The 26,764-nt window shown below is 69.2% G+C and carries 29 protein-coding genes; 19 read left to right on the top strand and 10 right to left on the bottom strand.

Annotation, left to right across the window (positions count from 1 at the left end; all coding sequences use genetic code 11):
* The first annotated feature begins 3 nt into the window (after positions 1-3).
* The 11 genes from motA (at position 4) to kynU (ending at position 10,029) form a co-directional block, all read left to right on the top strand.
* Positions 4-870 (top strand): flagellar motor stator protein MotA, encoded by an 867-nt coding sequence (motA, locus tag E3U25_RS20730; RefSeq protein ID WP_116223175.1) that lies wholly within the window; start codon positions 4-6, stop codon positions 868-870.
* Positions 867-1,148 (top strand): hypothetical protein, encoded by a 282-nt coding sequence (locus E3U25_RS20725; RefSeq protein ID WP_116223176.1) that lies wholly within the window; start codon positions 867-869, stop codon positions 1,146-1,148. Before motA ends, E3U25_RS20725 begins: the two co-directional genes overlap by 4 nt.
* A complete protein-coding gene (locus E3U25_RS20720) occupies positions 1,145-3,226 on the top strand; it encodes a flagellar biosynthesis protein FlhA (RefSeq protein ID WP_116223177.1) in 2,082 nt (693 codons plus the stop codon). The genes E3U25_RS20725 and E3U25_RS20720 overlap by 4 nt, the downstream gene beginning before the upstream one ends.
* Complete coding sequence (locus E3U25_RS20715; protein ID WP_116223178.1) at positions 3,223-3,981, top strand: flagellar biosynthetic protein FliR; 759 nt, start codon at positions 3,223-3,225, stop codon at positions 3,979-3,981. Before E3U25_RS20720 ends, E3U25_RS20715 begins: the two co-directional genes overlap by 4 nt.
* Positions 3,978-5,084, top strand: a complete 1,107-nt coding sequence (gene flhB / locus E3U25_RS20710; RefSeq protein WP_116223179.1) for a flagellar type III secretion system protein FlhB — start codon at positions 3,978-3,980, stop codon at positions 5,082-5,084. The genes E3U25_RS20715 and flhB overlap by 4 nt, the downstream gene beginning before the upstream one ends.
* On the top strand, positions 5,081-5,467 hold the full coding sequence (locus E3U25_RS20705; RefSeq protein ID WP_116223180.1) for a hypothetical protein: 387 nt from the start codon (positions 5,081-5,083) through the stop codon (positions 5,465-5,467). Before flhB ends, E3U25_RS20705 begins: the two co-directional genes overlap by 4 nt.
* 550 nt (positions 5,468-6,017) lie before the next feature.
* Positions 6,018-6,662: a TetR/AcrR family transcriptional regulator gene (locus tag E3U25_RS20700; RefSeq protein ID WP_036751594.1), complete on the top strand. Its 645-nt coding sequence runs from the start codon at positions 6,018-6,020 to the stop codon at positions 6,660-6,662.
* A 120-nt stretch (positions 6,663-6,782) separates the two neighbouring features.
* Positions 6,783-7,121, top strand: a complete 339-nt coding sequence (locus E3U25_RS20695) for a hypothetical protein (RefSeq protein ID WP_024842717.1) — start codon at positions 6,783-6,785, stop codon at positions 7,119-7,121.
* Between the two features lie 2 nt (positions 7,122-7,123).
* Positions 7,124-7,411 (top strand): I78 family peptidase inhibitor, encoded by a 288-nt coding sequence (locus E3U25_RS20690; protein WP_083539021.1) that lies wholly within the window; start codon positions 7,124-7,126, stop codon positions 7,409-7,411.
* Positions 7,412-7,738: 327 nt separating this feature from the next.
* A complete protein-coding gene (locus tag E3U25_RS20685; protein ID WP_116223181.1) occupies positions 7,739-8,788 on the top strand; it encodes a substrate-binding domain-containing protein in 1,050 nt (349 codons plus the stop codon).
* Entirely contained in the window at positions 8,785-10,029 is a 1,245-nt protein-coding gene (kynU, locus tag E3U25_RS20680; protein WP_116223182.1) for a kynureninase, read from the top strand. The genes E3U25_RS20685 and kynU overlap by 4 nt, the downstream gene beginning before the upstream one ends.
* Before the next feature lie 45 nt (positions 10,030-10,074).
* Here kynU and E3U25_RS20675 read toward each other — a convergent pair whose 3' ends face one another.
* From E3U25_RS20675 to surE, 3 genes are read right to left on the bottom strand one after another with little or no spacing between them, the layout of a single operon-like run.
* Positions 10,075-11,247 (bottom strand): LysM peptidoglycan-binding domain-containing protein, encoded by a 1,173-nt coding sequence (locus E3U25_RS20675; protein ID WP_084196877.1) that lies wholly within the window; start codon positions 11,245-11,247, stop codon positions 10,075-10,077.
* A 31-nt stretch (positions 11,248-11,278) separates the two neighbouring features.
* Positions 11,279-11,929: a protein-L-isoaspartate(D-aspartate) O-methyltransferase gene (locus E3U25_RS20670; protein ID WP_036751599.1), complete on the bottom strand. Its 651-nt coding sequence runs from the start codon at positions 11,927-11,929 to the stop codon at positions 11,279-11,281.
* 8 nt (positions 11,930-11,937) lie between these two features.
* Positions 11,938-12,732, bottom strand: a complete 795-nt coding sequence (gene surE, locus E3U25_RS20665) for a 5'/3'-nucleotidase SurE (RefSeq protein WP_036751602.1) — start codon at positions 12,730-12,732, stop codon at positions 11,938-11,940.
* 190 nt (positions 12,733-12,922) lie between these two features.
* Here surE and E3U25_RS20660 point away from each other — a divergent pair, with 190 nt between their 5' ends.
* Entirely contained in the window at positions 12,923-13,846 is a 924-nt protein-coding gene (locus tag E3U25_RS20660; RefSeq protein WP_036751604.1) for a sulfite exporter TauE/SafE family protein, read from the top strand.
* On the top strand, positions 13,843-14,640 hold the full coding sequence (locus tag E3U25_RS20655) for a TIGR02186 family protein (protein ID WP_072461417.1): 798 nt from the start codon (positions 13,843-13,845) through the stop codon (positions 14,638-14,640). The genes E3U25_RS20660 and E3U25_RS20655 overlap by 4 nt, the downstream gene beginning before the upstream one ends.
* Here E3U25_RS20655 and E3U25_RS20650 read toward each other — a convergent pair.
* The 5 genes from E3U25_RS20650 to E3U25_RS20630 are packed head-to-tail and all read right to left on the bottom strand — an operon-like array spanning position 14,627 to position 20,951.
* A complete protein-coding gene (locus tag E3U25_RS20650) occupies positions 14,627-15,772 on the bottom strand; it encodes a GNAT family N-acetyltransferase (protein WP_036751608.1) in 1,146 nt (381 codons plus the stop codon). The genes E3U25_RS20655 and E3U25_RS20650 overlap by 14 nt on opposite strands.
* Positions 15,773-15,803: 31 nt before the next feature.
* On the bottom strand, positions 15,804-16,559 hold the full coding sequence (locus E3U25_RS20645; RefSeq protein ID WP_036751610.1) for a glycerophosphodiester phosphodiesterase family protein: 756 nt from the start codon (positions 16,557-16,559) through the stop codon (positions 15,804-15,806).
* Complete coding sequence (locus tag E3U25_RS20640) at positions 16,559-16,999, bottom strand: RidA family protein (protein ID WP_024842728.1); 441 nt, start codon at positions 16,997-16,999, stop codon at positions 16,559-16,561. Before E3U25_RS20640 ends, E3U25_RS20645 begins: the two co-directional genes overlap by 1 nt.
* A 9-nt stretch (positions 17,000-17,008) precedes the next feature.
* Positions 17,009-17,461: a YbjN domain-containing protein gene (locus E3U25_RS20635; RefSeq protein ID WP_116223296.1), complete on the bottom strand. Its 453-nt coding sequence runs from the start codon at positions 17,459-17,461 to the stop codon at positions 17,009-17,011.
* A gap of 46 nt (positions 17,462-17,507) precedes the next feature.
* Positions 17,508-20,951, bottom strand: a complete 3,444-nt coding sequence (locus tag E3U25_RS20630) for an AAA family ATPase (RefSeq protein ID WP_116223183.1) — start codon at positions 20,949-20,951, stop codon at positions 17,508-17,510.
* A gap of 153 nt (positions 20,952-21,104) precedes the next feature.
* Here E3U25_RS20630 and E3U25_RS20625 point away from each other — a divergent pair, with 153 nt between their 5' ends.
* Together E3U25_RS20625 and E3U25_RS20620 are read left to right on the top strand one after the other, a co-directional pair.
* A complete protein-coding gene (locus E3U25_RS20625; protein WP_036751614.1) occupies positions 21,105-21,458 on the top strand; it encodes a CidA/LrgA family protein in 354 nt (117 codons plus the stop codon).
* Positions 21,455-22,171: an LrgB family protein gene (locus E3U25_RS20620; protein WP_036751616.1), complete on the top strand. Its 717-nt coding sequence runs from the start codon at positions 21,455-21,457 to the stop codon at positions 22,169-22,171. The genes E3U25_RS20625 and E3U25_RS20620 overlap by 4 nt, the downstream gene beginning before the upstream one ends.
* 63 nt (positions 22,172-22,234) lie before the next feature.
* Here E3U25_RS20620 and E3U25_RS20615 read toward each other — a convergent pair whose 3' ends face one another.
* Both E3U25_RS20615 and E3U25_RS20610 read right to left on the bottom strand, forming a co-directional pair.
* On the bottom strand, positions 22,235-22,660 hold the full coding sequence (locus E3U25_RS20615) for a VOC family protein (RefSeq protein ID WP_036751618.1): 426 nt from the start codon (positions 22,658-22,660) through the stop codon (positions 22,235-22,237).
* Positions 22,661-22,914: 254 nt separating this feature from the next.
* Positions 22,915-23,235 carry a DUF6280 family protein gene (locus E3U25_RS20610; RefSeq protein ID WP_024842734.1) on the bottom strand — a complete coding sequence of 107 codons (321 nt, stop codon included), beginning with the start codon at positions 23,233-23,235 and terminating at the stop codon, positions 22,915-22,917.
* 346 nt (positions 23,236-23,581) lie between these two features.
* Here E3U25_RS20610 and efp point away from each other — a divergent pair, with 346 nt between their 5' ends.
* From efp to chvE, 4 genes are all read left to right on the top strand, one after another.
* The gene (gene efp / locus E3U25_RS20605) at positions 23,582-24,145 is read left to right on the top strand and encodes an elongation factor P (RefSeq protein ID WP_036751620.1); all 564 of its coding nucleotides are present in this window, start codon (positions 23,582-23,584) and stop codon (positions 24,143-24,145) included.
* 106 nt (positions 24,146-24,251) lie between these two features.
* The gene (locus E3U25_RS20600; protein WP_116223184.1) at positions 24,252-25,001 is read left to right on the top strand and encodes a hypothetical protein; all 750 of its coding nucleotides are present in this window, start codon (positions 24,252-24,254) and stop codon (positions 24,999-25,001) included.
* A gap of 39 nt (positions 25,002-25,040) precedes the next feature.
* Entirely contained in the window at positions 25,041-25,400 is a 360-nt protein-coding gene (locus tag E3U25_RS20595) for a GNAT family N-acetyltransferase (RefSeq protein ID WP_338117763.1), read from the top strand.
* Positions 25,401-25,639: 239 nt separating this feature from the next.
* Complete coding sequence (gene chvE, locus E3U25_RS20590; RefSeq protein WP_036751624.1) at positions 25,640-26,704, top strand: multiple monosaccharide ABC transporter substrate-binding protein; 1,065 nt, start codon at positions 25,640-25,642, stop codon at positions 26,702-26,704.
* Positions 26,705-26,764 lie beyond the last annotated feature (60 nt).

The following is a 26,764-nucleotide window of genomic DNA, read 5'->3' as shown; positions in this document are numbered from 1 at the left end:
CAGATGTTCGGCATGATCGGCATTGTCGTGACCTTCGCGATGGTCTTCGGCGGCTACCTCCTGGCCGGCGGAAAGCTGGGGGTCATCCTGCATTCGCTGCCCTTCGAGATGATGATGATCGGCGGGGCGGCGATCGGCTCGTTCCTGCTGTCCAACGAGACGGTGGTGATCAAGCAGGCGCTGGGCGGCATCGGCCGCTCGCTCAAGGGGCCGCGCTGGCACGAATCCGACGTGCAGGACGTGCTGTGCCTGCTGTTCCAGCTGCTGCGGATCGCCCGCGCCAGCCCGGTCGAGCTGGAAGAGCATATCGAGAACCCCGGCTCCTCGCCGATCTTCCAGGCCTATCCGCGGATCCTGGCCGACGAGCATGTGGTGACGCTGATCGCCGACACCCTGCGCTCGGCCAGCCTGAACTACGACGACCCCTATCAGGTCGAGGAGATGCTTTCGCAGCGCATCGGGCTGATGAACGAGGAAGCCATGCATGCGCCGCATGCGCTGCAGAACATGGCCGACGCCCTGCCGGCGCTGGGAATCGTCGCCGCCGTGCTGGGCGTGATCAAGACCATGAGCTCGATCGACCAGCCGCCCGAGGTGCTGGGCAAGATGATCGGCGGCGCCCTGGTCGGCACCTTCTTGGGCGTGTTCCTGGCCTATGGGCTCGTCGCGCCCTTCGCCCAGCGGCTTGGGGCGGTGACTAGGCAGGACCAGGCCTTCTACGACGTGATCAAGTCGGTGCTGATCGCCGGGCTGCACCAGCATGCGACCAACCTTTGCGTCGAGGTGGGCCGGCAATCCGCGCCCGAACATGTCCGCCCCTCGTTCGGCGATGTCGAGAACGCGCTGCGCGAGCTGAAGAGGGCATCGTGATCACGGTGCTGATCCTGTCCGCGGCGCTTGCCGCCGGACCCGGCCCGGACGGGGCGCCGACCCGCGACGGCCTGATCCGCGAGGCGACCGACCGGCTGCTTTACGGCGAGCCGCTGCCGGCCGACATGGGCGACAGGCTGATGCGGCTTTCGCCCGCGGACCGGATCGAAGTCCTGATCTTTCTCAGGCGCTCGGGCATGCTGGCCGGCCCGGCCTGGAGCATCGAGCGCCTGCTTGAACCCGCCAGACCCCCCAGCCCCCAGGGAGCCCAGGAATGAGCCTTGCCGAGACATCCGCAACCGGCTGGGCGGCGCGGCCGCTGATCATCACCGGGGTTCTGCTGCTGATCGTGCTGTCCATGGTCATCCCCATGCCGGCGCGGCTGCTGGACCTGGGGATCGCACTGTCCATCGCCAGCGCGACGCTGATCCTGGTGATGGCCTCGCTGGTGGAAAAGCCCACCGATTTCCAGGCTTTCCCGGTCCTGCTGCTGGTCTCGCTGCTGATCCGGCTGTCGCTGAACATCTCGTCGACGCGGCTGATCCTGACCGATGGCCAGAACGGCACCGCCGCGGCGGGCCATGTCATCCAGGCCTTTGCGGAATTCGTCGCCGGCGGCTCGCTCCTGGTCGGGCTGACGGTGTTTGCCGTGATCACGGTGGTGAACTTCATGGTCATCACCAAGGGGTCGGGGCGCATGGCCGAGGTCTCGGCCCGCTTCGCGCTGGATTCGCTGCCCGGCAAGCAGCTGGCCATCGACGGCGACCTGAACTCGGGCGCCATCGACCATGACGAGGCCAAGCGCCGCCGCGCCCGCGAACAGCGCGAGATCAGCTTCTTCGGCTCGCTCGACGGCGCGTCGAAATTCGTCAAGGGCGACGCCATCGCCGGCCTGGTCATCACGCTGATCAACCTGTTCGTCGGCTTGGCCGCGGGCGTGCTTTTGCACGGCATGCCCCTGGGCGAGGCGATGAGCACCTATTCCAAGCTGACCATCGGCGACGGGCTGGTCAGCCAGATCCCGGCGCTGATCACCTCGATGGCGGCGGCGCTGCTGCTGTCGCGCGGCGGCGCGACCGAGACGACGGCGGACCTTCTGTCGCAGCAATTCCTCAGCAACTGGCAGGTGCCCTTCATCAGCGCGGTCGGGATGCTGGTCATCGGCATGGTGCCCGGCATGCCGACGCTGGTGTTCTTCGGCCTGGCGGCGGTGCTGGGCACGACGGCCTGGTTCATCCGCGCCCGCCAGGACAGGGCGGCCCCCAGGGCCGCGCCGGACGAGCCCCGGAACGCAGCGCCCGCACCGACCCGCATCGGCGACGTGCTGGACACCGACGAGATCTGCGTCGAGATCGGTGCGGGGCTGATCGTCAGCGCGCTGGACCCGGCGCGCGGGCTGGGCCAGCGCATCACCAACCTGCGGCTGCATATCGCCCGCGCCTACGGGCTGATCCTGCCCGATGTCCGCATCACCGACGGCACCGGCTTCCAGGACGGCGAATATGTCATCCGGCTGCACGGCGTGGTGCGGGGCAAGGGCGTCCTGCGGCCGCAGGGCGTGCTGGCCTTGGGTGCGGAATCCACGCTCGAGGGGCTTGCGGGCGAAAGCGTGCGCGAGCCCGTCTACGACAGCGCCGCGCGCTGGATCGCCCCGGAATGGCAGGACGAGGCGGCGATCGCCGGCGCCACCGTCGTCACCCCGATGGAGGTTCTGTCCACGCATCTGATGGAGGTGGTCAAGACCAACCTGCCCGCGCTTCTGACCCTGTCCTCGATGCAGCGCATGATCCGCGAGCTGTGCGGCATTTCGGACGAGCATCGCGCCCAGGTCAACCAGCGCTTCTTCGACAGCATGGTGCCCGACAAGGTGTCGCCCGAGATGCTGCTGGCCGTGCTGCGCGGCCTGCTGGAGGAACGCATCTCGATCCGCAACCTGGTTCTCATCACCGACGCGGTTCACGAATCGCGCAATGCCGCCTCGCCCGAGGCCGTCTATGAACAGGTGCGCAAGCGCCTGCGCGGCCAGATCACCGAACAGTTCCTGGATCAGGACGGCTATCTGGGGTTGCTGCAGCTGCATCCGCAATGGGAGGCCGAGATCGCCCGCGGCGAGGCCGAAGGCGCCAGGGCCGGGGCCAGTGCCGTCCCGCAGATCCAGAAACGCCTGGCCGAGGCCGTCCAGGCCACCCTGGCCGGCCTGTCCCCCGGACTGGAGGTGGTGCTTGCGGTGCCCGATCACCGCAGGCGCCTGGTGCGGATGATGCTGTCCTCGGCCGGGATCGCGACGCCGGTGCTGGGGCTGGACGAGATCGACCCCGCCGCGCAGATCCGGCTGCGCGGCACGGTGGCGCCATGACGCAATTCCTGGCCGATCCGCGCCTGGCGGCCATGCTGGCCACGCTGATGCTGACCTATTGCCGGGTGCAGGCCTGTTTCGCGATGCTGCCGGTCTTTTCCGAACGCGCCCTGCCGGTGCGGGTGCGCGCCGCGCTGGCCATGGCGGTCACGCCCCTGCTGGCGGAAGGCGCGCAGTCCCTTGGGGACATCGGCAGCCTGCTGCACCTGGCCGCCCTGGCCGGGGCCGAGATCCTGACCGGGCTGGTGCTGGGCGGGCTGGTGCGGCTCTTCGCGGTGGCGCTGGACATCGCGGCGACGGCCATGGCCGCGACCGCATCGCTGTCGCAGCTGATCGGCGCCGCCAACGAATATTCCCCGCATCCGATCGGCAACCTGATGCACCTGGCGGGCCTCGCCCTGCTGATGGCCCTGGGCTTTCCGATCCTCGCCTTCGACCTGTTGCGCGAAAGCCTGGTGCTGCGGCCCTTGGGCGACTGGCCGCAGGTCTCCGAGGTGCTGTCCAGCGCCGTCGCGCTTGTCGGGCAGGGCTTCGTCCTGGCCATGCTGCTGGCGGCGCCCTTCATCCTGGGCGGGTTCCTGTTCCAGGTGCTGTCGGGCATGATCAGCAAGGTCATGCCCACGCTGCCGGTCGTCTTCATCGTCGCCCCCGGCGCGATCCTGCTGGCCTTGCTGGCGCTGGTCGTGCTGGCGCCCTCGATCCTGTCGGTCTGGGCCGATGCGGTCCTCGGCAAGATGGGAACGCTGCTGCGATGAGCCAGGAAAGCAGCGACGACAAGCAATTCGACGCCTCGGAAAGCAAGCTGCGCAAGGCGCGGCAGGAAGGCGACGTCCCCCGCTCGGCCGAACTGCAATCGGCGCTGATGTATCTGGGCTTCTGGTTCGCGGCGCTGTTTGCCAGCGCCTGGGCCGCGCCGGCATGGATCGGCATGGCCGCGCGCGCGCTTGGCGGCGAGCCCTGGCCCGACGGCGAGGGCCGCGCCGTCACCGACCTGGCCCGCGCCCTTGCGGGACAGGCGGGGCTGGCGACCCTGGCCGGCGTGGCGATCATCGCCTTGCCGATCCTGCTGGGCATGGTGGCGCAGCACTCGGTCGTGCTGACGCCCAAGAAGCTGCTGCCCGATTTCAAGCGCATCAACCCGGTCAAGAACGCCGCGCAGAAATTCGGCAAGAGCGGGCTGGTCGCCTTTGCCATCTCGCTGGGAAAGGCGCTGCTGGTCGGGGTGGGCGGCTGGTTCCTTTACGCCTCGCTCCTGTCCTGGCTGATGGCCTCGGGCGCCATGCAGGATCTGCAATGGGTCGAGGGGCTGGGCCTGATCCTGCGCCGGGCGGTGCTGCTGGCGCTGGGGATCGGCGCGGTCTTCGCCGTCATCGACCTGATCTGGAAGCGCCGGGAATACCTCAAGCGGCACCGCATGTCCCGCCAGGAGATGCAGGACGAGCACAAGGAGAACGAGGGCGACCCCCACCTGAAGGCCGCGCGGCGGCAAAAGGGCGTGGACATCGTGCTCAGCACCATGCTGGCCGATGTCGAAAAGGCCGATGTGATCATCGTCAACCCGACGCATTTCGCCGTGGCGCTGGAATGGAAGCGCGGCAGCGGCCGGGCGCCGGTCTGCCTGGCGAAAGGGGTGGACGAGGTCGCCCGCCGCATCCGCGAGCGCGCGCAGGAACACCAGGTGCCGATCTGGTCGGATCCGCCCTGCGCCCGCGCGCTGCATGCCACGGTCGAGATCGGGCACGAGATCAGGCCCGAGCATTTCGCCCCGGTCGCCGCCGCGATCCGCTTTGCCGAGGCCATGCGCAAGAAGGCACGCGAGGGCTGGGGCGGCGCCCCCCGCCGCAGGGAGGAAGCATGAGACAGGACCGCGACGCGCTGGCCGGGCTGGAACGGATCGCCCGGCTCAAGGCGGATATGGAGATGCGCCGCCTGGCCGCCTTTCGCGCCCATGTCGAGGCGACGCGCCATCGGATCGGCCAGCTGGAGACCGAGCTTCAGGCGATCTATCGCGCGGACCAGCCGTTTTCCGTGGCCGAGGCGCGGCTGACCAACGCGCTGGCCGGGGAACGCAGCCGGGCGCTGCTGGCCGCCGAGGAAGAACTGGCCCGGATCCTGCCCGGCTATGAGCTGGCCCGGCAGGCGGCCGCGCGCGAATTCGGCCGCGGCGAGGCCGTGCAGGCGCTGCGTAAGGATCTGGTTGCGCAGGCGCGGCGCGACAGGGCGCGGCGGGGCGGCGGATGACGGCGCGGGCCTGCGACAAAACGCCGCTAGCCCGGCAAGCTGGAGGGCAGATGCCTGCCCGGACCGACAGGCCGGCACCGCCGCAGGCAAGCGCGCGCCGGTCGGCCCATTCCCGGCCGGTCAGGCGTCCTGCCCTGCCCGACGGCCGGCCTGGCCGGGGCGGCGACCGTGGCCGATCCAGGAGCCCCGCGCAGGCGAATCATGCCAAGCGGGCGTGGCGCCTGCGAATTTTTTTCGCGCCCGCGGCCTTCCCATCCGGCCGGCGCGGGGCGATGCGGGTCGGCAAAATGCGCCGCTTCTTCAGGTTTTTGCCATCCGCGTCACAAGGCCGCCCCGGCAAAGACGATTCGCTATTGATCCAACGGAGATGCTGGGCCAATCAGGAAACAACTTTTAGACATATTGTACTTCACCGCGCAGAACCTTTGCAACGAATCCGGTTTGCCCTTATGGAACGGGAAGGCTCGATTTGCGTCGGCGTTACGGTGTCTGAGTTCCGTTCTGCGGGACACGCAGGGCAGGTTAAGGAGTAATGAGGGGGTTCTAGCGGATGCCTAAGGCTCTTCCGGTAACGCGTGGTCGCAAATTCTTGCAGGTGCTGGAGGGCGCCCGGACCATTTTTCTGCGCGACGGCTTCGAGGGGGCGAGTGTCGATGACATCGCCCGCGAGGCAGCAGTGTCCAAGGCGACGCTCTACAGCTATTTTCCCGACAAGCGCGTCATGTTCATGGAGGTTTTCCGCAACGAGCTTGCCCGCGAGGCGGCCGATGCCAGCGCCCTGATCGAGGTCGAGCTGCCGGTCGAGCAGGTGCTGCCCTTCATCGTCCAGATCATCTCGGCGCATATGATCTCGGAATTCGGGCTGCGGATCTTCCGGGTCAGCGTGGGCGAGGCCGAGCGCTTCCCCTCGCTCGCGCAGGAATATTACGAGTCGGGGCCGGCGCTGCTGCGCCAGCAGCTGATCGGCTATCTGGAGCGCTGCATCGAACGCGGCGAATTGCGCATTCCCGACCTGGAACTGGCCGCCGACCAGCTTATCGAGCTGGCCGGGGTCACGATCCACGACCGCGCCCTGTTCCTGGGACCGCAATCGGTGGACAAGGAGCTTCTGCGCAAGGTGAACCGCAGCGCGGTGGCCATGTTCCTGTCCTGCTACGGCAACGGCCGGAACGCACTGGCCGAGGCGGCCGAATAGGCCGCCGCACCCGCGGTTTCGCGGCAACGCCGCGCCGCAATCGTCAAGGCGCCGCTTCTCATTCCGACGCCGCGCCCTTATGCTGCCGCGCCAGAAATTCCCTTACTGGATGATTGCCCGATGACCCGAGCCCTGATCGCGCTTCTTGCCCTTGCCCCCCTGGCCGCCTGCGCCCCGGCCTATGCGCCGGCGCCCGAGCCGGTTCCGGCCGTCGCGCCGCTGCCGCCCGTGCCGGTGGCCGGTGTCAGCGGGCTGGAATCGCGCGAACCCGACGCCTGCCATGCCAAGAACTATGTCTCGGCCCTGGGCCAGCCCGGCAGCATCATCCCGACCCTGGGCGTGACCCGCGATTATCGCGTCGTCGAATATCGCGGCATCGAGCCGCAGGAATACGATCCGCTGCGCATCGTCTTCCGGCTGGATGCGGCAGGCAATATCTACAATATCGATTGCGGCTGACGATGCGGAGGATCGGGCGTTTCCTGCTGCTGGTGCCGCTTTGCGCGCTGGCAGCCTGTGCCGAGGCCCCGCCCCCGGCGCAGCCGCCGGCGCCGCAGGCCGACAGCTGCAACGCGGCGCCGTTCCGGGGCCTGGTCGGCCAGCCGCGCGCGGTGCTGGACAGGATGATCCTGCCCGCCGGCACCCGCATCATCGGCCCGCGCGATGCGGTGACGATGGATTACCGCGCCGACCGGATGAATTTCGAGATCGGCGAGAACGGCCGGATCGCCAAGATCGGCTGTTATTGACACGCATGGCTGCGGCGGGCGGAACCGCCGCGCCCCCATGCGACGCGCTTGCGGCATGACGAAGTCCTAGGCCCCAGGGGCCTTTGGGTCGGAAGAACGCCGCATTCCTGGCGGCCGGTTCCGCCGGGCCGCGCCTTTCGCGATATGCGCTACGATATGGGGCCGGCCAGCCCGGCTGCGCCGCGCCGGGCTGGACCCAAGGCGCGGCCGATCCGGCGAGGGCCTTGCCTTGCCGCGCGCCATGCCAGGATCGCGGCTATGGACCGGTCGGGGCGGATGCTCTAGACATTTCCGGGGCAAGCAGGCGGCCCAAGGAGGAGCTGAGAATTGGCCACGCTGAAGGATGTCGCGCGGGCCGCCGGGCTGTCGATCACGCAGACCAGCCGGGCGCTGAACGACCATTCCGATGTGAACGAGACGACGCGCAAACGGGTCAAGGCCGTGGCGCGGTCGCTGAACTATCAGGCCAATATCTCGGCGCGCAAGCTGGTGACCGGGCGTTCGGGCATGGTGGCGCTGGTGGTGCCGCAATCGACCAACCTGGCCGAGGACGGGCTGTTCATGGAGGGCGTCGCCGGGCTTTCGGCGCAATTCTCGGGGCGCGGCATGCAATTCGTGCTGCATGTCACCCGCCCGCAAGAGCCGGTCATCGAGGTCTACAAGCGCCTGATCGGCAACGGGGTTCTGGACGGTTTCGTGCTGTTCAGCCCCTCGGACGACGACCCGCGCGCGGCCTTCCTGCGCGACAACGACATCCCCTTCGTGGTGCATGGCCGCATCGGCCCGGCGCCCGACCACGCCTATTTCGACATCGAGAACGAAGGCATCCTGCACCAGATGGCCAGCCACCTGACCGGGCTTGGCCATCGCCGCATCGCGCTGATCAACGGCCGGCCGGGGCTGAGCTTCGCCTCGGCCCGGCTGCGCGGCTATCGCCGGGCGCTGGAGCAGGCCGGCATCGCCTTCGACCCGGCGCTGACCCGGCACGGCGAGATGACCGAGGCGCTGGGGCTGGTCTCGACCGTCGAGATGTTCCGCCAGGGCGACCGGCCCCCGACCGCGATCATCTGCAGCCATGTCCATATCGCCAAGGGCGTCTACAAGGCGCTCGAGGCGCTGGGGCTGGGGATACCCGGCGATGTCTCGGTCATGGCGCATGACGACCACCTGCCGGCGCTGCGGGCCTCGGCCTTCTTCCCGGCGCTCAGCGTGACCAAGGCACCGCTGCGCGACAGCTGGGAGCCGCTGGCCGATTGCCTGGCCGGCCTGCTCGAGGGCCGGCCGCTGAAGGAATTGCAGCGCGTGGGCCCGCATGAGCTGATCATCCGCAACTCGACCGGCCCGGCGCCGGAGCCATTCGACAAGGACGAGCCATGACCCTTCCCGACCGTGCCACGATCGAGGCGATGGACGCGCAAGACCCGCTGCGCCACCTGCGCGACGCCTTCATCCTGTCCCCGGACGAGGTCTATCTGGACGGCAATTCCCTGGGCGTGCCGACCCACGCCGCGCAAGAAGAGCTGCTGCGCGCCGCCCGCGACGAATGGGCCGGCCAGCTGATCCGCAGCTGGAATGGCGCCGGCTGGTTCGACCTGCCGGTCGAACTGGGCGAGCGCATCGGCCGGCTGGTCGGCGCGGCGCCGGGGCAGGTGGTGGTGGCGGACACCACCTCGGTCAACATCTACAAGGCGCTGCATGCCGCCATGGCGCTGCGGCCGGGGCGCCGCACCATCGTCGCGGAAAGCGGCAGCTTCCCGACCGACCTCTATATCGCCGAGGGCGTCGCCTCGACCCTGCCCGGCGCGCGGCTCCGGCTGGAGGGCGTCGACGGCGCCACCATCGAGGATCTGCTGGATACCGATGTCGCCGCCGTGCTGGTCAACCATGTGAACTACAAGACCGGCGAATTGCGCGACATGGCGGCCCTGACTGCGCGCATCCAGGCGGCCGGCGCCATCGCCGTCTGGGATCTGTGCCATTCGGCCGGGGCGCTGCCGGTGGAACTGGACGCGGCGGGGGCGGATTTCGCCGTCGGCTGCACCTATAAATACCTGAACGGCGGGCCGGGTTCGCCGGCCTTCGTCTATGTCGCGCACCGGCACCTGGGGCAGGCGCGCCAACCGCTCAGCGGATGGTGGGGCCATGCCCGGCCCTTCGCCTTCGAGACGGGATACGAGGGCGACCCCGGCATCCGCCGCTTTCAATGCGGCACCCAGCCGATCCTGTCGATGCGGGCGCTCAAGGGCGCGCTGGCGATCTGGGACGGGGTGGACATGGGCGCCTTGCGGGCGAAAAGCCTGGCCCTGACCGATCTGTTCATCCGGCTGGTCGAGGCGCGCTGCGCCGGGCTGGGGCTAACGCTGGAAAGCCCGCGCGAACCCGCCCGCCGCGGCAGCCAGGTCGCCTTCGGCCACGACCACGCCTGGCCGGTGATGCAGGCGCTGATCGCGCGCGGGGTGATCGGCGATTTCCGTGCGCCCTCGACGCTGCGCTTCGGCTTTGCGCCGCTCTACCTGCGCCATGTCGACGTGCTGCGCGCGGTCGAGGTGCTGGAGGAGGTGCTGAAAAGCGCAAGCTGGAAAGACCCGCGCTTTGCCCGGCCCGCCGCCGTGACCTGAGGGACGAATGCGCCCCGCGCCTCGCCGCAGGGCGCGGGGGCGGGCCTAGTTCAGGTATTTCTCGGGATCGACGCTGTCGAAGCCGTTGCGCACCTCGAAATGCACGACGCCCTGGCTGCGGGCCTTGCCCAGCGGGGTGCCGGCGCTGACGGACTGGCCCTTGGTCACGGCGACATCCTCGAGCCCGGCATAGACGGTCATCAGGTTGCCTTCGTGGCGCACGACGATGATCGGCACCTGGTCGGTGTCGCGGGTGATGGCGGCGACGGTGCCGCTGCCGGCGGCCGCAACCGTGCTGCCGGGTGCCGCGGAAATGTCGATGCCGTCGTTCTTGCCCTTCTGGTAGGTGCGGATGATGGCGCCGTTGGCGGGCATGCGGAACTTGCCGCTGCCCGAGGCGGCGGTGCGGGTCTGGCCCAGGTCGGGGCCGGCCGGCTTGTTCACTGCGCTGGCGGCGGGCTGCGTGCGCTCGTTCGGCAGGGGCTCGGCCGAGGATGGCGGCCGGGGCGTCGGGCTTCCGGTTCCGGGCGCGGTGACGACCGCCGTGGCGGGGCGGCTTTGCCCGGCGACGGGGATCAGCAGGCGCTGGCCGGTGCGCAGCGTCATCTGCTGCGTCAGCCCGTTCCACTGGGCCAGGTCGTTGACCGAGACATTGTATTTGCGGGCGATGGACCAGGCCGTCTCGCCGGCGGCGACGACATGCTGGCGGGGCTGGCTGGCGGCCGGCAGGGTCTGCGCCGTCACCGCCCCCGCCGCCCCCGCGGCCGGGGGCACGTTCGGCTGCCGCACGCCCTGCCCGGCAAAGGGATCGCTGACCTGCCCGGTGGACGAGACGACAGGCGCCGCCGCCGGCACCCCGGCGGAAACGCGGCGCGGCAGGGCGACCACCGCGCCGGGGTTCAGCACGGTATTGGCCTCGATGGCGTTGTACCTGGCCAGTTCGGCCGCGTTCAGCCCCAGCCGGGCGGCGATGGTGGCCACCGTATCGCCCTGCCGCGCGATGGCGACCTGGTAGCCCGGATAGGAGATCACGCCGCGCTGGTCCGGCGCCGGACGGGGCTGGGCCCGCGCCGCCGCCCCGGAGGTTTCCAGCCCGCCCCGGCCCCAACGCCGCAGGTCGGGGTCGAAATTGCTGAAATCCAGGCCACCCTGCGGCCCGCAGGACGCCAGCGCCACCGCAGCGCCGGCGAGCATCGCCAACTGCCTGATCTTGATCATCTGCCCGTTCCTCACTCTGGACGGCCGGGGGTCATGTCTGTCCCAACCCCTCGACCAGCGGCACGAAGCGCACCTGCCGCAATTCGTCATAGTCAAAGCCGCTTTCGCCGCGCCGCACGCGGATCAGGGTCTGGACCGCATCCGACTGCCCGACCGGCACCACCATGATACCGCCGATCTTCAACTGCGCCAAGAGCGGGCCCGGCGGATCCTCGGCCGCCGCCGTCACCATGATGCGATCGAAGGGCGCCTGCTCGGGCAGCCCGCGCGAGCCGTCGGCGACCAGCGCTGTGATGTTGGGCAGGCCCAGGTGGCGAAACAGCGCCTCGGCCTCGGCCACCAGCCGGCGGTGGCGGTCGATGGTATAGACCCGGCGGCACAAGAGCGACAGCACCGCCGCCTGGTAGCCCGAGCCGGTGCCGATCTCCAGCACCTTGTCGCGCGGCCCGACCTCCAGCGCCTGCGTCATCAGCCCCACGACCGAGGGCTGGCTGATGGTCTGGCCGCAGGGAATGGGCAGCGGCGTGTCGTCATAGGCGCGATCCTCGAAATGGCCGCGCACGAACTCGCCGCGGTCGATGCGCTCCATCGCCTCCAGAACGCGCGGATCCGTGACCCCGCGCTGCCGCAGCGCGAACAGGAAGCGCATCTTGCGTTCGGCGGTCTCGGGATCATCGCTCATGCCCAGGTTCAGCCCTCCTCCAGCACGCCGCGCAATTCGGCCAGGGTCTTGTGGCAGGTCAGGTCCGGCCGCATCGGCGTCAGAGAGATATAGTCGCGCATATTCGCGTCCACGTCACTCTCTGGCGTGGCCTGCGCGGTCTGCGAGCCGCCCAGCACCCACAGGAACCGCCGCCCGTTCGGGGCGTGATAGGGCTCGACCTCGAAGCGGACGCCCTGGCGGCGGCCCTGGGGCGCGACCCGCGTGCCCTTGACCGAGGCCGCGTCGCAGGGCGGGAAGTTGATGTTGTAGAACAGCCGGAAATCCTGGTCCGAGGTCCAGTCGCCGTAATCCAGCAATTGCCGGATCAGCCGCGGCCCATGCATCCGGGCCGCCTGGAACGGATCGTCCAGCGCCGCGGTGCGCTGGCCCATGTATTGCGACAGCGCGATGGCGGGCAGGCCCTGCAGCGCCGCCTCCATCGCGCCGCCCACGGTGCCGGAATACATCACGTTCTCGCCCGAGTTGTTGCCGCGGTTCACGCCCGACAGCACCAGGTCCGGGGGATTGTCCCGCATCACGTCGGCGATGGCGGCCAGCACGCAATCGGCCGGCGTGCCCTCGGCGGCATAGCGGCGCGGGCCCAGCTCGGCAATCAGCGTCGGGTGGACATAGCTGATGCAATGGGCGACGCCCGACTGCTCGAAGGCGGGGGCGACGGTCCAGACCTCGCCGCCCGGACCGGCGACCTCGGTTGCGATCGCCTCCAGCGTCTCGAGTCCCGGAGCGTTGATGCCGTCGTCGTTGGTAATCAGAATGCGCATGGTCTTCCCTGTCCGGCGGCCGCGCCGGGCCGCTGTCCACGCCGCCCGCGTCCCTTGCCGTTATCTGCCCGTCCCATCTGCTTTATCCGCGCCACAGGCTTGCGACAACCCGCCGGAAGGGCCACGGAAGCGTTTGACGCAGGGCTGTTGCCGGGGCAGCATCGGGACAAGGCAATAAGCCGGGCAGGACATGCAGATCTATCTTCCCATCGCCGAAGTGGCGGTCAATGCGCTGGTGCTGATCGGCCTGGGCGGCATCGTCGGGCTGATGTCGGGCCTGTTCGGCGTCGGCGGCGGCTTCCTGATCACGCCGCTCTTGTTCTTCATCGGCATTCCGCCGGCCATCGCGGTGGCGACCGGCGCCAACCAGGTCGTCGCCTCGTCCTTTTCCGGCGTGCTGGCGCATGTCAAGCGCAAGAGCGTGGATTTCCGCATGGGCTGGGTCTTGCTGGGGGGCGGCCTTGTCGGTTCCTCCGCGGGGGTGCTGCTTTTCAACATGCTGTCGCGGCTGGGCCAGGTCGACCTGGTGGTGCAGCTTTGCTATGTCGTCTTCCTGGGCCTGATCGGCGCGATGATGCTGCAGGAAAGCCTGCGCGCGCTGCACCGCGCACGCCGCAGCGGGCCGATCAAGCCGATGCGCCGCCACCAGCACGGCTGGGTCCACAAATGGCCGCTGAAGATGAAGTTCCGCGCCTCGGGGCTTTACATCAGCGCGATCCCGGTCCTGCTGGTCGGCGCCGCCGTGGGGGTGCTGGGCGCGATCATGGGCGTCGGCGGCGGCTTCATCATGGTGCCGGCGATGATCTACCTGCTGGGGATGCCGACCAAGGTGGTCATCGGCACCTCGCTGTTCCAGATCACCTTCCTGTCGGCCTATACCACGCTGATGCATGCCGTCTCGTCGAATACGGTGGACGTGATGCTGGCGGTGCTGCTGATCGTCGGCGGCGTGACCGGGGCGCAGATCGGCACCCACCTGGGCGCCCGGCTGCGGGCCGAGCAGCTGCGCATCCTGCTGGCGCTTCTGGTGCTGGGGGTCTGCGGCAAGCTGGCGCTGGACCTGTTCCTGCGCCCGGACGAGCTTTATTCGATCACGCCGGGGATCCTGCCATGATCCGGCACGCGCTTTTCGCCGCCCTGGCGCCGGTCCTGCTGGCGCTGCCGGCGAATGCGCAGCCGGCCACCCCGCAGCCCCCGCCCGAGCAGATCGTCGCCGGGCTGTCGCGGGACGACGTGGACATCACCACCAGCTTCGACGGTTCCGAGATCATCATCTACGGCGCCATCAAGCGCGAGACGCAGATCCCGGCGGGCGCGCCCCTGGACGTGATCGTCACGCTGGAGGGGCCGGCCCAGGCGCTGACCGTGCGCCACAAGGAACGCCGGCTGGGCATCTGGATCAATACCGGCCGGGTCAGCGTCGGCGCGGCCCCCAGCTTCTACGTGGTGGCGACGACGCGGCCCCTGCACCTGATCCTGCCCACGGCCGAGGACCAGCGCCACCGCATCTCGATCCCGCTGGCGATGCGCGCCTTTGCCGGGCCGATGGAGGTCGAGGATGCCGTGCCCTATACCGAGGCGCTGATCCGCCTGCGGCGCGCGGCCGACCTTTACCGCCAGGACGACGGCGCCGTGCGGCTGGCCGAGCAGACGCTGTTTCGCGCCGATGTCCGCCTGCCCGCCAACCTGGTCGAGGGCGTCTACAGCACCCGCATCTTCCTGTTGCGCGACGGCCGGGTCATCGACACCTTCCGCGCGCCCATCGAGGTGCGCAAGGTCGGGTTGGAACGCTGGCTCTATCGCCTGGCGCTGGAGCAGCCGTTCATCTACGGCATCATGTCGCTGGCGATCGCGGTGGCGGCGGGCTGGGGCGCCTCGGCCGCGTTCCGGCTGGTCAAGCGTCCCTGACCTCGCCGCGGCGGAACGGACCCATCTCGGCCAGGATCGCCATTTCCTGGTCCACGGCCTCGCGTTCGCGTTCCAGGTAATCGGCGATGGCGTCGTGAAAGCCGCGGTCGGCGACCCAATGCAGCGAATGGGTCTGGCTGGGCATGTAGCCGCGCATCAGCTTGTGTTCGCCCTGCGCACCGGCCTCGACGCGGGACAGGCCATGGGCGATGGCCCAGTCGATGGCCTGGTGATAGCACAGTTCGAAATGCAGGAACGGGTGGTCCTCGGTGCAGCCCCAATAGCGGCCGTAAAGCGCGTCGCTGCCGACCAGGTTCAGCGCCCCGGCGACGGGGCGGCCGTCGCGCAGGGCCAGGACCAGCAGGCAGTCGTCGCGCATTGTCCGGTGCAGGATGTCGAAGAAGGCGCGGGTCAGGTAGGGCCGGCCCCATTTGCGCCCGCCGGTATCCTGGTAGAAGGTCCAGAAGGCGTCCCAATGCTCGGGCCGGATCTGGTCCCCGGTCAGGCTGCGGATGCTGCCGCCGAAAGCCTGCGCCCGCTCGCGTTCCTTGCGGATCGCCTTGCGCTTGCGCGAGGACAGCTGCGCCAGGAAGTCGTCGAAGCTGGCATAGCCCCGGTTCAGCCAGTGGAACTGCTCGCTGGCGCGGGGCAGGAAGCCGGCCGCCTCGCCCAGCCTCGCCTCGGCCTCGGTGCAGAAGGTGACATGGGCGCCGGACAGGCCCGATTGCTGCGCGAATTGCGCCATGGCCGCCAGCAGCCCGCGCCGCACCGCCGGGCTGGACGCGATCAGCCGCGGCCCGGTGACAGGGGTAAAGGGCACGGCGCATTGCAGCTTGGGGTAATAGCGCCCGCCGGCCCGCGCATAGGCCTGCGCCCAGCCGTGGTCAAAGATGTATTCGCCCTGGCTGTCGGTCTTGACATAGCAGGGCGCGACGCCCGCGACCTGCCCGTCCAGCCGCGCGACCAGGTGGCTTGGGTGCCAGCCCGTCCCCTCGCCGACCGAGCCCGATTGCTCCAGCGCCGACAGGAAGCGATGGGTGGTGAAGGGGTTGGCGCCCGCCCCGCAGCCGTCCCATTGGGCGGCGTCGATCCCGGAAATCGCAGGCAGGACGGAAACGGCAAGCTCGCTCATGGGGGCAACATAGGCGCGGGCGCGGCGATTGTCAGGGCTTGGCGGGCAGGTAATGCTCGAATGTGATGTTGTCGGCGACGCGGCGCGCCTCGGCCTCTTCGGCGGCCGAGCGCACGGTCCAGCACAGCACCGGCACCCCCCGCGCCTTCAGCGCCGTCACCGCCGGATTGGCCAGGTCGCGGCGGTCATGCGAGATGAAGCCGGCCCCCACCCGGTCGAAATCGGCGATGGCGGCCAGATGCGCGCGGGTTTCGGCGTCCAGCATGTCCCAGTCCTCGGCCTCATAGCCGCAGGTGGTCAGCCCCACCGTCACCCCAGGCGCGGCGGCATGGAAGGCCGCGACCGCATGGGGGTTGAAGGACATGACCGCGACCGGGCCGTCATAGCCGGCAAGCAGCCGCGCCACCTCGGCCTGCAACGCGCCCACCTCGGCCGAGGAGCGCAGGCTCTGGTCCTTGATCTCGATCAGCAGCGGCACCCGGCCCGCGACCTCGGCCAGCAGTTCCGAGAGCGTCGGGATATGCTCGGCGGTGCCCATGATGCGCAGCATGGACAGCGCGTCGATGCCCAGGGCGCTGACCAGCCCCTCGGCCCCGGTCAGCCGCGGCAGGTCGTCGTCGTGAAACACCAGCGCCGTGCCGTCCGCGGCGCGCTGGATGTCGCATTCGATGCCGTAGCCCGCAGCGATGGCGGCGCGAAACGCCGCCATGCTGTTTTCCGGCACGCCCGGCCCGTGCAGCCCGCGATGGGCGATGGGCAAGCGCAGGAAATCCGGGTCAAGACCCATCAGGCGAACTCGAAGATCGCCTCGACCTCGACCGCGACGCCGCGCGGCAGGGCCGGGGCCGAGACGGCGGCGCGGGCATGGCGGCCCTTGTCGCCGAAGACCTCGACCATCAGGTTCGAGCAGCCGTTGATCACCTCGGGCTGGTCGGTGAACTCGGGCGTCGAGTTGACGAAGCCGGTCAGCTTGACCACCCGCACCACCCGGTCCAGCGACCCCAGCGCCGCCCGCGCCTGCGCCAGCAGCGCCAGGCCGCAGCCGCGCGCCGCCTCGGCCCCTTCCTCGACCGCCAGGTCGGCGCCGAGCCGCCCCTTGGCCGGGCTGATCTGGCCCGAGACGAACAGCAGGTTGCCCGTCATCACATAGGGCACGTAGTTCGCCGCCGGCGCGGGCGCGTCGGGCAGCGTGATCCCCAGCTCTGCCAGTTTCGTCTCGATGGACATGCTTTTCTCCTACCAGTCGATGAAGTCGCGGAAATCGCTCAGCACGATGCGCCAGGCATCCAGCGCGTCGTCGAAATTCTTGCGCCCGATGCCGTCGCCTGCAACCCCGATATCCATCTCGATGAAGGGATCGCCGGTCTCGTCCAGCCAGACCTTGCCGAAACGCTTCTCGCGGTTCCAGCGGTTCGCCATGCTCTCGGGCATCGAATCGTCCAGGTCGAACCCGGCCGAGAACTGGATCGCGCCGCAGGTCTTTTCGCATTGGTAGAAGTAGACCTGGAAGCTGGTGCCGTCGATGCGGCTTTCGATCAGCGGATCGCCGGCGCCGTCGGTGGTCAGCTTGGCCGGCAGGCCGAAATCCGTCATCAACAGGCGAATCACCTCGGGATCGCCCATGACCTGCGCCTGTGCCGCGGGCGCCTGGATCAGCGCCGCCAGCACAAGAGGAACCAGGGTTCGCATCATCTTCTCCGTTGCGGAAATCGCGCGCTGATTACCGCTTTGCGCGTCAGGCCACCAGAGCCTCCGCGCGCTTCAGATCCACGCTGACCAGCTGGCTCACGCCCTGTTCCACCATGGTCACGCCGAACAGCCGGTCCATGCGCGACATGGTGACGGCATGGTGCGTGATCACAAGAAAGCGGGTCTCGGTCCGCCGCGTCATCTCGTCCATCAGGTCGCAGAAGCGGGTGACGTTGGCGTCGTCCAGCGGCGCGTCCACCTCGTCCAGCACGCAGATCGGCGCGGGGTTGGCCAGGAAGACCGCAAAGATCAGCGCCAGCGCCGTCAGCGTCTGCTCGCCCCCCGACAGAAGGCTGAGCGTCGAGAGCTTTTTCCCCGGAGGCTGGCACATGATCTCCAGCCCCGCCTCCAGCGGGTCGTCGGATTCGACCAGCACCAGCCGCGCCTCGCCGCCGCCGAACAGATGCGTGAACAGCGTGGTGAAATTGGCGTTCACCGTGTCGAAGGCGGCCAGCAGCCGCTCGCGCCCCTCGCGGTTCAGGCTGCCGATGCCCTGGCGCAGCTTGCGGATCGCCTCGGTCAGATCCTCTTTCTCGGTCGCCAGCCGGTCGCGCTCGGTCTCCAGCTCGCGCTTGTCCTCGTCGGCGCGCAGGTTCACCGCGCCCAGCGCGTCGCGGCTCTGGCGCAAGCGGGCGATCTGGTCCTCCAGCGCCTCGGGGGCGATTTCCTCGACCTCGCCCAGGGATTCCAGCAGCGCCTCGGGCGTGGCTTCCAGTTCCTCGTGGATGCGCAGGCGGGCGGCGGTTTCGGCCTGGATCGCGGCCTCGGCGCGGGCCTCGCGGGCGGCGCGGGACTCGCGCGCGTCGGATGCGGCGCGCTCGGCCTCGCGCTCGGCCTCGGCGGCGAGGCGCAGCGCCTGGTCGGCGGCGGAGAGCGCGGCACGGGCGCGGGCCAGGCGGGCGGCGGCCTGCGCCTCGGCCTCGGTCAGCACGCCGCGGCGCTCGGCCAGGATCTCGGGCTGGGCCTCGGCTTCCTCCAGATCCTCCGCCGCCTGCTCGCGGCGGGCGGCCAGTTCGGCGGCGCGGGTGCCGGCCTGATCCAGCCGCAGCCGCCAGCCGGATTCCTCCTTGGCGATCTCTTGCAGGCGCTTCACCCGCGCATTGGCCTCGCGCCGCAGCTCGTCCAGCCCGCTGCGCCGGGTCATGGTGGCGATGCGCGCCGCCTCGACCCCGGTGCGGGCATGTTCCAGCGCCGCGGCCGCCGCACCGCGGTCGGGCAGCTCGGCCAGCGCCCGCTCGGCCTCGGCCAGCCTGGCGCGGGCGTCCAGCGCATCCTCGCGATGCCGGGCCAGTTCGGCGCGGGCGGATTCGGCGCGGCTTTGGGCCATGGCCAGTTCGGATTCGGCACGGGTCACGGCGCGCACGGCGTCCGAGAGCCCGCGCTCGGCCTCGCGCCTTGCGTCGCGGGCGCGCTTCTCGGCCTCGGTCGCGGCCAGGTGGCGGTCGCGCAGCGCCTGATGCGCGGCCTGCGCATCCTCGGCGCGGGCCTGCGCCGCCCCGGCCTGTTTAGCCAGTTCGGCCAGCTGGTTGACCTTTTGCAGATGCAGCGCGGCCGAGGACGCCGCCTCGCCCGCCATCACCCGCATGCCGTCCCAGCGGAACAGGTCGCCCGCCCGCGTGACCAGCCGCTGGCCGGGGGCAAGCCGGGCCTGCATCGCCGCGCCCATGGCCGCATCCGCGACCAGCCCGACCTGCGACAGCCGCCGCGCCAGCGCCTCCGGCCCCTCGACATGCGGCGCCAAGGGCTCGGCGCCCTCGGGCAGTGCCTGCGGTGCGTCATAGCCCGGCAGCAGGTGCCAGCCCGAGCCATCATCGGCCAGCCCGACGCCCAGGTCGTCGCCCAGCGCCGCGCCAAAGGCGGTCTCATGACCGCGCGCGACCCGCACCAGGTCCAGGATCGAATCGCCGCCCTGCCCGCGTTCCACCAGCCGCTTCAGCGCCGCCATCTCGGCATTCAGCGCCGAGACCTCGCCCTCGGCCTCGGCCCGAGCCGCACGGGCGGCGGATTCCTCGGCCTCCAGCGCGCCGCGGGCTTCCTCGGCTTCGGCCAGCGCTTCTTCGGCGGATTCGACGCGCTCGCGGGCCTCTTCCTGCGCTTCCTCGGCAGCTTCGCGGGCCGCATCGGCCTCGGCGCCGGCATCGGCGGCGCGGGCGGCGGCGGCCTCGGCCTCGGCGGCGGCGCGGGTGGCGCGTTCCTGCATCTGGCGCAGGTCGTGGACCAGCCGCTCGGCCGATTGGTGGCGGGCGGCAAGGCGGGCGGATTCGTCGGTCAGCTCGGCCAGCTTGGCCTCGACCTCGCGCAGGGCCTCGGCGGCCTCTTCGGCGGCGGTGCCGGCGGCGTCCAGCCGCTGGTCATGGCCCTGCCCGGCCTTTTCCAGTTCGCGCCTTTCCCATTCCAGCCGCTCGATCACCTCGCCGGCGTCGCGGTTCAGCGCCGATTCCCGCTCGATGTCGCGATCGAGCTGGGCGATGCGCGCCAGAAGCGTCTGGATCGCCTGGCCGGCGCGGGCCTCGGCCTCGTCCAGCGCCTCGCGCTCGACGGTGGCACGGGACAGGATGGCGGCGGCGACCTGTTCCTCCTCGCGCAGCGGCGGCAGCTTCGCCTCGGCCTCCTCGCGGGCGGCGATGGCGCGGCGGGCCTGGGCTTCGGCATCAGTGGCGGCGCGGATCGCGGCGCGCAGCGCCTCGGCGGTCGCGGCCTTGGCCTGGTCGGCCTCGGCCCAGCGGCGATACAACAGCACCCCTTCGGCCCGGCGCAGCGCGGCGCCGATCTCGCGATAGCGCGCGGCGGCGCGGGCCTGCCGCGCCAGGCTGGCCGCCTGCGTGGACAGCTGGTCCAGCGTGTCGTCGACCCGCGTCAGGTTCGCCTCGGCCGCGTTCAGCCGCAACTCGGCCTCGTGCCGGCGCTGGTAGAGGCCGGAGATCCCCGCCGCCTCCTCCAGCACGCGCCGCCTTGCCTTGGGCTTGGCGTTGATCAGCTCGGAAATCTGTCCCTGCCGCACCAGCGCCGGCGAATGCGCCCCGGTCGAGGCATCCGCGAACAGCATCTGCACGTCGCGCGCCCGCACCTCCTTGCCGTTGATGCGATAGGCGGAACCGGCGTCGCGGGTGATGCGGCGGGTGATGTCCAGCGAATCCGCGTCGTTCAGCCCGGCGGGGGCAAGGCGGTCCTTGTTGTCGATGGTCAGCGTGACCTCGGCATGGGCGCGGGCGGAACGCCGCGCGGTGCCGGCAAAGATCACGTCCTCCATCCCGTCGCCGCGCATGGCGGTGGGCCGGTTTTCGCCCATGACCCAGCGCAGCGCCTCGAGCAGGTTCGACTTGCCGCAGCCGTTCGGGCCAACCACGCCGGTCAGGCCCTCGTGGATGACCAGGTCGGTCGGGTCCACGAAGCTCTTGAAACCATTGAGGCGCAGGCGGTCGAAACGCAATGCGAAGGGTCCACGAAGATCGTTCAAATCCCCCGGATTCTTCGCCATCGGGCCGCTCAAGTCAACACAAACCCCCAGATATGGCGGGCGCTCGGCGGTTATCCACAAGATTTAAGGGTTCACCACAAGAAATCCGCTGCTAATCTGGCCGGCATGATTCCCGCGCTTGCCATCATCCTGGTCTTCCAGCTCATCGGCGAGGTTGCCACGCGCAGCCTTGGCCTTTTGTTGCCCGGCCCGGTGCTGGGCCTGCTGCTGCTGGTGCTGTCCTGCACGCTGCGCCCGGCGCTGGCCGAGATGCTGCGCCCGGTCGTCACCGGCATCCTGGGCCATCTGTCGCTGTTCTTCGTGCCGGCGGGGGTGGGCGTGGTGGCGCATCTGGGGCAGTTTCGCAGCGACGGGCTGGCGGTGGCGCTGGCACTGACCGTCTCGACCGCGCTCGCCATTGCAGCGGGGGCGCTGGTGTTTCGCGCCGTGGTGCGCTGGACGGGCGGGTCCGAGGAATGACCGACGCGGCGCTGATCTGGAGCTATTTGACCCAAGGGCCGCTTCTGTGGCTGACGGCGACGCTGATCGCCTATTGGCTGGGCGACACCTTCTTTCGCGCCATGGGCCGGCAAAGCTGGGCCAATCCGGTGCTGTGCGCGGTGATCCTGCTGGCCTGCGTGCTGGGGCTGACCGGCACCAGCTACCAGACCTATTTCGAGGGCGCGCAATTCGTGCATTTCATGCTGGGCCCGGCCACGGTGGCGCTGGGAATGCCGCTTTACGACAACCTGCGCCGGGTCAGGAAGGCGGCGCTGCCGCTGGTCGCGGCGCTGCTGGCGGGCTCGGTGACGGCGGTGGTCTCGGCGCTGGCCATCGGCAAGGCTTTCGGGCTGTCCGAGGTGATGCTGGCCAGCCTGGCGCCGAAATCGACCACCGCCCCCGTCGCCATCGGCATCGCCGAGGGCCTGGGCGGCGAGCCCACGATCACCGCCGTCCTGGTGCTGGTCACGGGCATCTTCGGCGCGATCATCGCCACGCCGCTGCTGAACGCGCTGGGGATTCGCGACTGGCGGGCGCGCGGCTTTTCGCTGGGCGTGGCCGCGCATGGCATCGGCACGGCGCGCGCCTTCCAGGTGAACGAGACCGCCGGCGCCTTTGCCGGCATCGGCATGGGGTTGAATGCGGTGCTGACCTCGATCATCGCACCGCTGGCGCTGCGGCTGTTCGGGTAAGGGGGCAAGGAGCTTGAGCCCTTAGCTCCGGCCTAAATTCGGACCAGCGACTCGCAGAAGAAATCAATCCTCTGCCGGAAGCAGTTCCGGGTTCCAGACAATTTCCCACAAGTGCCCGTTTGGGTCGCGGAAATAGCCCGCATAGCCGCCGTAGAACGTGTCCTGCGCGGGTTTGACGATCTCTGCACCTGCCTGTTCCGCAGCGGCCATGATCTGATCGACCTCCTCCCGTCGCCTTACGTTATGGCCGATGGTGAAGGCGGTCGGACTGACGGGCCGCTTCGGCAAGCCGGTATCATGGGAAATGTCGGCCTGGGCCCAGAGCGCCAGTTTCAGCCCGCCAGAGAGATCGAAGAACGCCACCGCGCCATGCTCGAACTCCTGGCCGACGATGCCTTTCGTGGGTAGCCCAAGGCCGTCGCGGTAGAAGGAAAGCGATTGTTCCAGATCGGCAACGCCGAGCGTCAGAACGGAAATCCTGGGTTTCATGCCATGCCCTTTCTATCGACACCTGCACCGCGCAGGCGTCTTGATAGTCTTGGGCCGTTGCCAGCAACGGAAGGACCCGCAGGGCGGGGGCCGGGCCAACCTTCCCGAGCCTAACCTGTTTCAGACGAGCAGATGCTAGGCCGAGGGTTCTGGCCGGTCAAGGTCGGGCATGTCCCGCCAAGCTGACCTTCCCTCGCCGATTCAACGAAAAAGGCCGCCCCGCGGGACGGCCCATCAGCGCGCGACGGGGGCGATTACGCCGCGTCGGCTTCCTCGGCGGCGTGGCGGCGTTCGCTTTCCTCGCGCGACAGCGCGACCGAGGTGCGCACGCCCTTGGCCACGAATTCCATCAGCCCCTTCACGACACGCTCGTTCGGGTCGATGCCGGCGCAGGACAACACCTCGCGCCCATCGCGCGAGCGTGCCCAACGTGCAATCTGATCGGGCCCGTTGCCGTATTTTTTGTCATCGGCGATCGCATCGTCCAGCGCAGCCAGCACAACGGCGGCAAAAAGCTTGCGGGCCCGCTGTCCCTGTTCGAAATTGAAAGCCGAGCCATCCACGAAATCGCGCATCATCATTATCCTGTTTTTCTTGCGGAGCCCCCGCACCTTGGCCCTTGCCAAGGCTGCTGCATCATCTTGCCTCTAGGCGGCGCTGGCCGGCTTAGCCGATCCGTGCCGTGATTCGGTATGCCTCCAGCCGCATGACCGCCATGCACAGGGCGCAAGCCCCGGCAGATACGCAGAATAGCCGCTAAAAGCAACGATCTTGCGACATGCAGAAATGCGATGGCACCCTTGACAACGCATGAAACGCGTTTCGGTTGCCTTGAGGCACGGCAATGGATATAGGTGCCCGCAATCGCGGTTCAACCCCCGAGCCCTGGGCGATTTTCCAATTCTTTCAAGGTGATCCTGAATGGCCAAGATCAATGGCAATGAAATCAAGCCCGGTGTCGTGCTGGACCATGACGGCGGGCTGTGGGCGGCGGTCAAGGTGAACCACGTCAAGCCCGGCAAAGGCGGCGCCTTTGCCCAGGTCGAGCTGAAGAACCTGCGCGACGGGCGCAAGCTGAACGAACGCTTCCGTTCCGAGGACAAGGTCGAGCAGGTGCAGCTGGAGACCAAGGACCAGCAGTTCCTGTACGAATCCGACGGCAAGCTGGTGTTCATGGACAGCGAAACCTTCGAGCAGACCGAGCTTGACGCCGATCTGCTGGGCGAGCGGCGGCCCTTCCTGCAGGACGGCATGGTCGCGGCGGTGGAATATTACGGCGACGAGGCGCTGTCGGTGCGCATCCCGCAGAAGGTGGTCTGCCGCGTGGCCGAGACCGAGCCGGTGCTGAACGGCCAGACCGCCGCGAAAAGCTTCAAGCCGGCGATCCTGGACAACGGGGTGCGCGTCATGATCCCGCCCTTCGTCGGGGTGGACGAGGCCATCGTCGTCAATACCGAGCTTTTCGAGTATTCCGAACGCGCCTGAGCCGGCCGTCGGCCCGTTCTCGCCGCGCGTCACGACGAATATGGCCAAGCGCGCCGCACGGTCATAGGATCGGCGAAAGGGCAATGTCGAACGGCGGTGGGTCGCGATGGCGAAAGGGATCGGAAAGACGGGAAAAGGCCGGGCCGGCAAGGGCAAAGCCCTTCCGCTGCGCCAGGTTCCCGACGCTTCCGACGGGCTGGACGAGGTCCGCGCCGCCATGGGCGAGGCGATCGAGCGGCTTTCCCGGCTCGAGGATGTCATGTGCGAGATGATCCAGGCCGGGCTTGCCCCCACCGTGGGCGGCGGCGAGGGGCTGATCGCCACCGGCCCGCCCAGGGAAATCGCCGAGGCCGAGGTCTCGGCCGCCCTTGCCGCGATCCTGGCCACCACGCCCAGGAGCGCCGAATCGCATACGACAGCCGGCCCGCAGGACGCGGCCGGCACCGCCGGAAGCGCGCCCGTTCCCGGCTATATCTCGCGCCGCATGCTGGTGGAGCTGGCGGTCGGCCTGGGCGAAACCCCGCTGCATGCCCGACCCTGCGCCCGGCGGGGGCTGCACCTGGTCGGCGGCGCGCGCCAGGGCACGCCCGTGCCGCTTTACCTGCGGCTTGACCGGCACCTGCGCCTGCCGCTCGACTGCGGCTCGAATTCGCTGGAGATCGAGCGCCGGCTGGGCGGGCGCTGGCACCGCACCGGGCTGCGCGCCATCAAGGACGGCATGGGCGGGATCGAGATCGACATCGCCATGCTGGAACGGCTGGCCGGGCCGTTCTCGCCGGAATTGCGCCGCGCCCTGACGCTGGATTCCCGGCCGCCGCCGAACCGCCACGGACCGCCCCGCCCGCAGCCAGAGTGACGGCCAGGCCCCTTGGCCGCAACGTCGCAAGCGCCGGGGATGGACCGGATCGGACCCGCCATGCGTTATGGCGGCAACGAGACGGAGGAAACCATGGTGCAACCGACCATCCATGTCACCCATGAGGATTACGGCAGTTCCGGCCGCTATGCCGTCGCCATGACCGGAATCGAGGGCGAGGCGGAACTGACCTGGCATGCCGGGGGGCCCGGCATCATCGTCGCCGACCATACCTATGCGCCCGACGCCATGCGCGGCTCGGGCGCCGCCGCCGCCATGGTGCGGCGGCTGGTTGCGGATGCGCGCGCCCGCGGCGTGCTGATCGTGCCGGCCTGCAGCTATGTGCGCGCCCAGTTCGAGCGCAATCCCGATTGGTCCGACCTCTGCGCCGATGCCTGAAGCCGCCCCGGCCGGCATCTGCATATCAATTGCGGTATGCAAACACACTTTCTGCATGATTGACGGACATATCGGCCGGGTCTAGCCTCGCGGTGGGATGGGTGGTCCGCGACCGCCGCCGCCGCGCAGAATCGTCGCAGGAGCCGGTTTTCCGCGTCCCGCGCAACAAGGGGGAAGCACCGGCTGGCCATGGCCGTGGAGGCGGCCGCCAACCGGGGCAATATCGACAGGGAGGATTTATGCGGAATCTCAGGAAATACGCCCTGGCTCTGGCCTCGGCGGCGGCGCTTTCGCTGCCCGGCCTGGCCGCGGCCGAGGGCATGGTCGGGATCTCGATGCCGACCAAGACCTCGGCGCGCTGGATCGACGACGGCAACAACATGGTCAAGCAATTCCAGGAGGCGGGCTACCAGACCGACCTGCAATATGCCGACGACGACATCCCCAACCAGCTGGCGCAGATCGAGAACATGATCACCAAGGGCGTGAACGTGCTGGTGATCGCCGCCATCGACGGCACCACGCTGTCGAACGCGCTGGCCAATGCCAAGGCCGCGGACATCAAGGTCATCGCCTATGACCGGCTGATCCGCGACACGCCCGACATCGACTATTACGCCACCTTCGACAACTTCAAGGTCGGGGTCGAGCAGGCGACCACCCTGGTCGACGGGCTCAAGGAACGCTTCCCGGACGAAAAGCCCTGGAACGTGGAACTGTTCGGCGGCAGCCCGGACGACAACAACGCCTATTTCTTCTATGACGGCGCCATGTCGGTGATCCAGCCGCTGATCGACGACGGCTCGGTGGTGGTCGCCTCGGGGCAGATGGGCATGGACAAGGTGGGCACGCTGCGCTGGGATCCGGCCACGGCCCAGGCGCGCATGGACAACATCCTGTCGGCCAATTACACCGACAAGCAGGTGCATGGGGTGCTGTCGCCCTATGACGGGCTGTCCATCGGCATCCTGTCGTCGCTGAAAGGCGTGGGCTACGGCTCGGGCGACCTGGCCATGCCCATCGTCACCGGCCAGGATGCCGAGATCCAGTCGGTCAAGTCGATCCTGTCCGGCGAGCAATATTCCACCATCTTCAAGGACACGCGCGAACTGGCCCGCGTCACCGTCGGCATGGTCAACGCGATGATGAAGGGCGAGGAGCCCGAGGTGAACGACACCGAAAGCTACGACAACGGCGTCAAGACCGTGCCCTCATACCTGCTGGAGCCGGTGGCCGTGACCGAAAAGAACCTTGCCGAGGTTCTGGTCGGCTCGGGCTATTATACCGAAGACCAGCTGAAGTGACCTTCGCGCGCCGCCGCAGGACTATTGCGGCGGCGCCATCCGCGTGACCGCAGGGGGTGG

Source organism: Paracoccus versutus (assembly GCF_029909795.1).
Lineage (GTDB): Bacteria > Pseudomonadota > Alphaproteobacteria > Rhodobacterales > Rhodobacteraceae > Paracoccus > Paracoccus versutus.
The sequence above is the reverse complement of the archived record's forward strand: the minus strand, read 5'-3'. Positions and strand labels throughout refer to the sequence as shown.